This window comes from Flavobacterium sp. GP15 (assembly GCF_014281985.1).
GTDB classification, from domain to species: domain Bacteria; phylum Bacteroidota; class Bacteroidia; order Flavobacteriales; family Flavobacteriaceae; genus Flavobacterium; species Flavobacterium pygoscelis.
Window position 1 is genome coordinate 1 of record NZ_JACFTC010000016.1, and the last position, 4,765, is coordinate 4,765.

Here is a 4,765-nt window from a genome sequence, read left to right on the forward strand (position 1 = left end):
CTTGGCGCTTGGCGAGGTTGGGGACTTTATAGCAGAGTATTTTCTGCCAAAACGAAGATATGATAAAAAACGCTAATTCCACTAAAACCCCAATCTCGCCAAACGGCTGTTAGTGGCTGGCTTTTATCTACATTTATAAAGTGCTTCAGGAAAATCCCAAAATTTATCTTTATTTATTTCTGTTAATTTAGTTTGTTTCGATTTATAAGCTCCAATATATTTTTCCATTTTATAAGTTATAAATTCCCAATCATTAACTTCTGTACGTAATTTAATTTCTGTTTTATTTTCTCTTTTCCATTCAAAATCATAATTAGTTTCTGAGTCATTTTCCCAAGAATAACTTTTTCCTGTACCGTTTTCAAAAAAATGCAAACTCCATCCATAAATATTAATTAATCCGGAACCATCGTCTTCTCTCGTCCAAATTCCAATAATTTCATCTTTTTTTCTAAAATACTGACAGATTGATTTTAGCATAAGTTTTTATTTTTCAGTTCTGTTTTTAGATTCCGACTTTCAAGTTTCTTTTTGCAAAATCCAACTTTCAAGTTTCTGCATTTCAAAATTCAATTCTTAACTTTCTACAATTAAAAATCTACTTTTTAATTTGTAATTAATTTCAAAAACCCATAATTTAAAAACCCATTTTTAATTGATTATAAAAAGTTAAATACCTTATATTCAGTTAATTGTTATCGTATTGCTTTAAGCTTGCCACTAACGTCTTGGCGCTTGGCGAGGTTGGGGAGTAAAGATGCGAGATTTTTCCATTAAACACAAATTTTCCAAGTACAAAACCATTTTCAAATTAAGCCTAAAACCCCAATCTCGCCAAACGGCTGTTGGTGGCAGTTATTCTTTAAATTCGGTATTGTTAATGATGTCAATTACTGGATCGTAGCATTGAATGAATCCTCTTAATTGTTCAATATTTGTAATTGTTATATTTTTATCCCACAACCATTTTATAATTTCAATTTTATTTCCGCCCAATATAAAGTCTTTCATGGCTAATATTTGTCCAATTCCTGTATTATTACCACTTGCAATTTGATAACTATTCAGAATGTCTTTCATTTTCTGGTCATCAATATTGTTATTATTCATTAGCTCATCTTTAAATTCAATCCGCACTTTTTCTGACCATAAAAATGGTTTAAATGCGAAATTTGAAATTATAGTTTCTATTTTATCCACTTCTTTTATTTTAGAATTTTCAATATTTTTAATATCATAGTTTGAAAAAAGAGTATCTATTTTTCTACTTAGTTGTAAATTTTCATTATTTAATCTTGCAACAATAATATTAGTTTTAGTTTTATCAGTACAATAAAGAATTTTTATTGTACTATATGAGTCTACATCAAACTGAAAAATATATTTTTCATTCCCATTTTTTGATGAATTATCGAAGATATATTTATTTATTAGACCTCTATCAAGTGTTTTTTCCCAATCACTGACTATTTTTATTTTATTTATTGACTTATCAGTACTCAATAAAATAATTTCTGAGTTTCTATTTATTCTATATAAATCTAAACTGTCAATCTTTTTATATTTATTATTTATTAAAAAAGCGCTGTATTGTCCTAAAGATGTGAGGCTTTTAAAAAGTAAAATTATTATTATTGATTTGTGAAAACTCATTTTTAGGTTCCGTTTTTTTATAATTGCCACCAACGTCTCGCGGCTTGCAGAAGTGGCGAACTTCGTAACCGTAATCTTTCGGCTAAGATAAAATTTCTTGCGAAAGATAAATGTGAATTAACCACATATTTCGCCATTTATGCAAACCGCTGTTGTAAAACGTTTTTTATTTATCCAGAGTATAATCTGGTATTGATATTTCTTTTACAAAAATCAACCCATCGTAAGTTTCAGTATAAATTTTACTTATTATAATCTTATATAGCGGTTTAGGTTGATAACCTCCACCACCAATTAATAAATGTCTGTTCTTTTTACTAAAAAATTCAGATGAGTCGCTTTCAATTGCTGATTGTAAATCAATAAAATATATATCTTTATCAACAGACATCAATGTCCTTGCATATGTTCTTTTGAATGGTTTTTCAATATCGTACGTCTTCCAATAACCACCCTTTTTTTCATTTGAGACATAACCGTTAATTTTTCCAGTTCCGAAGTCAAAACCAACGCTATAATAATCATCTTTGTAATTATCTTTTAGGTGACGACCTAAATTTATTATATCGCTACCTGTATAGTACATTTCTCTTTTATTGATATGTTCGTTATGAGCCCAAATAAAAGCTTTTCCATTATTGGATTCATTTTTTGCAATCCATTTGACATTTTCAAACATTTTTAAATCTCTAAATTCTGTGCTCTTGGGATATTTATCCGCAACGATTGATGCATATTCCGTATAACTTAATAAATAATCTAAACTTCTTATTATTTGTTTATATTCTCTACTATTAGTTTTAGAATTTAAAATTTGTTTTTTTAGCTCCTTTAAATCCGGAAGTTGCTTTTGCCACCAACTGTCTGATATATAATAATCTATTATTTTATTTGAGCAACTATCGGCAGTTATTAAAAGCTTTTCATCAATATCAATTTTGTTAAAACTAACAAAATCACGAATTTTTTGGCTAATATTTTTGCCTATTTGTATATCCATTCCATAAAATTGAATTTGATCGGCTTCTGATTTATTTTGATTGTAGTTTCTCATCCATTGTAATAGGCTTACAATTTCTTTAGTGTACCAAAAACCGATATTAAAATTTTTAGCTATAGTTTGAACATCTCCTTTGCCACCACTTATCCATTCATTTATTCCTGATTCAGCTTGATAAGATTCTTCCATTATGAAAATTTTCAAACCTTGAGTTTTAACTAAGTGTTTGAAGAATTTGGCTTTTAAGTCGAAAAATTCCTTTGTGTTGTGAGAAGCCTCCCCAAACCCATAAATTTTAGCATTGTCAAATTTATTAGGTGTGTTATTTTCAAATATTTTTAGTTCAGAATCAGGATTCGCATCTTCAATTTCTATCGAATTATTGGTTATCCAGTCTATCGTTTCCTTATCTTGAGAATAACTAAGAAATGGTAAAATGAATATGAAAATTGAAAATGTCTTTTTCATTCGAAATGTTTTTTTAAATGTTTTACAACGTCTTGGCGCTTGGCGAGGTTGGGGAGTAAAGATGCGAGATTTTTCCATTATACACAAATTTTCCAAGTACAAAACCATTTTTAAATTAAGCCTAAAACCCCAATCTCGCCAAACGGCTGTTGGCAGTAGTGTTTTTATTTAGTCTGTTGTAATCTTATAATTTGTTCTTTATTTCCACAGATAAATTTTATAATATTATTTCCCCAACCGTTTGAAATGATTGTATGTTCATTTTTAAAGTTGAATTTTTTAAATCCACCTTTTTCATTGTCTTTCTCACTCACAGAAATTATTGGTGTAATTTCAATAATTCTGTTTTTTAAACTATCCTTTTCAATTCTTTCTGATAAGTGAACACTTTCAATTTTAGGTTCCCAATGACCATCATCAAATTTCATTTTCCCATAAATAGAATAGGAAACTAAAGATTTAGAATTAAATAAGTTTAGTTTACTTTCTATTATTTCAATTTTTAGGCTATCAATTGTCAAATCATCTTGATATGACCACCAACCAATATTATAAGTTACTGGAATTTCTATTTTGGGTTTTCTGGGTTCGGTTGAGAATATTCCATTTTTTCCGAAATCTGTCAAATACAAATATGCACACACACAAAATAAAAAGATAGTTAAGATTATTATCGTAAATATTTTAATTATTTTTTTCATTTTTTGCTTTAGTTTTGATTTTTTTTCTGAAATCAAAATAGATTAAATTTATGTTAAAATGCTGAATTTCATTTTATTACGTTTCGTTCTTTCAACATTACTGCCAACGTCTTGGCGCTTGGCGAGGTTGGGGAGTAAAGATGCGAGATTTTTCCATTAAACACAAATTTTCCAAGTACAAAACCATCTTTAAATTAAGCCTAAAACCCCAATCTCGCCAAACGGCTGTTGTGCGTAGTATTTTTTATTTAATCCCACCAAAGCCATATTCCTTTATCTTGTTTTATATACTCTTCTAAAGATTTTATGTCTCCAACTCCTTGGTCGACAGAATCTGGACAAAAAGCATAAACTTCTTTTGCAAATTCTTCCATATTTTGTGGTAATTTATCAAATTCTATTTGAATATAATCTTGATTGCATCCAATTATTTTTACACCAAATTTGGTATTCCATTCTGATATTTTTTTGAGCACATCTTCACTCTCTAAATCATAATTAATTCCGTCAGTTTTTCGATATCTTAAGATATCTAATTCATCAATACCTTTTATTATTCCTATGTTTTTTTTACCATTTAAACCTTCTAAATAGAAAATTAAATATCCTTTTTCCTTAAATTTTTGTTTTAATTTTCTAACCAATTTCTCTGCATCTTTTTCATTCGATTCAGAATAAATACCTTCAAAAGTTTCTTTGTCCAATTCTTCACCAGTATCGGAATCAATTGCTGGTAATTGAAAAATATTTTTTGTTGTTTCGGCTTTAAGTTCTAATACTAAACTTTTGTCGAAATTAAGTTTTGTAATAATTGATTCTTCTGTTTTTGTTAATTCGGTTTTATTAGAGCAACCAAAGAATGAAAATATTCCCATTGTTAAAAGTATTAGTTTAGCTTTCATTATTTGTCTTATTTTCGGCGATTTTCGGTAATATTACGCAC

General features: G+C 28.3%; 5 protein-coding genes. All 5 read right to left on the reverse strand.

The features are described 5' to 3' along the window. Positions 1–123 precede the first annotated feature (123 nt). Complete coding sequence (locus H2650_RS15520) at positions 124–480, reverse strand: hypothetical protein (protein WP_188051737.1); 357 nt, start codon at positions 478–480, stop codon at positions 124–126. A gap of 375 nt (positions 481–855) precedes the next feature. Beyond that, positions 856–1,653, reverse strand: coding sequence for a hypothetical protein (locus H2650_RS15525; protein WP_188051738.1), 798 nt, complete (start codon positions 1,651–1,653; stop codon positions 856–858). A gap of 166 nt (positions 1,654–1,819) precedes the next feature. Further along, positions 1,820–3,121, reverse strand: coding sequence for an erythromycin esterase family protein (locus H2650_RS15530; RefSeq protein WP_188051739.1), 1,302 nt, complete (start codon positions 3,119–3,121; stop codon positions 1,820–1,822). A 164-nt stretch (positions 3,122–3,285) separates the two neighbouring features. After that, positions 3,286–3,822, reverse strand: coding sequence for a hypothetical protein (locus H2650_RS15535; protein WP_188051740.1), 537 nt, complete (start codon positions 3,820–3,822; stop codon positions 3,286–3,288). 248 nt (positions 3,823–4,070) lie between these two features. Further along, positions 4,071–4,724, reverse strand: coding sequence for a DUF4253 domain-containing protein (locus H2650_RS15540; protein ID WP_188051741.1), 654 nt, complete (start codon positions 4,722–4,724; stop codon positions 4,071–4,073). Between the last annotated feature and the right edge of the window lie 41 nt (positions 4,725–4,765).

Bases quoted from the DNA above. Each gene is read 5' to 3' on its own strand.
- H2650_RS15520 (WP_188051737.1), bottom strand. From the start codon at position 480: ATGCTAAAATCAATCTGTCAGTATTTTAGAAAAAAAGATGAAATTATT.
- H2650_RS15525 (WP_188051738.1), bottom strand. From the start codon at position 1,653: ATGAGTTTTCACAAATCAATAATAATAATTTTACTTTTTAAAAGCCTC.
- H2650_RS15530 (WP_188051739.1), bottom strand. From the start codon at position 3,121: ATGAAAAAGACATTTTCAATTTTCATATTCATTTTACCATTTCTTAGT.
- H2650_RS15535 (WP_188051740.1), bottom strand. From the start codon at position 3,822: ATGAAAAAAATAATTAAAATATTTACGATAATAATCTTAACTATCTTT.
- H2650_RS15540 (WP_188051741.1), bottom strand. From the start codon at position 4,724: ATGAAAGCTAAACTAATACTTTTAACAATGGGAATATTTTCATTCTTT.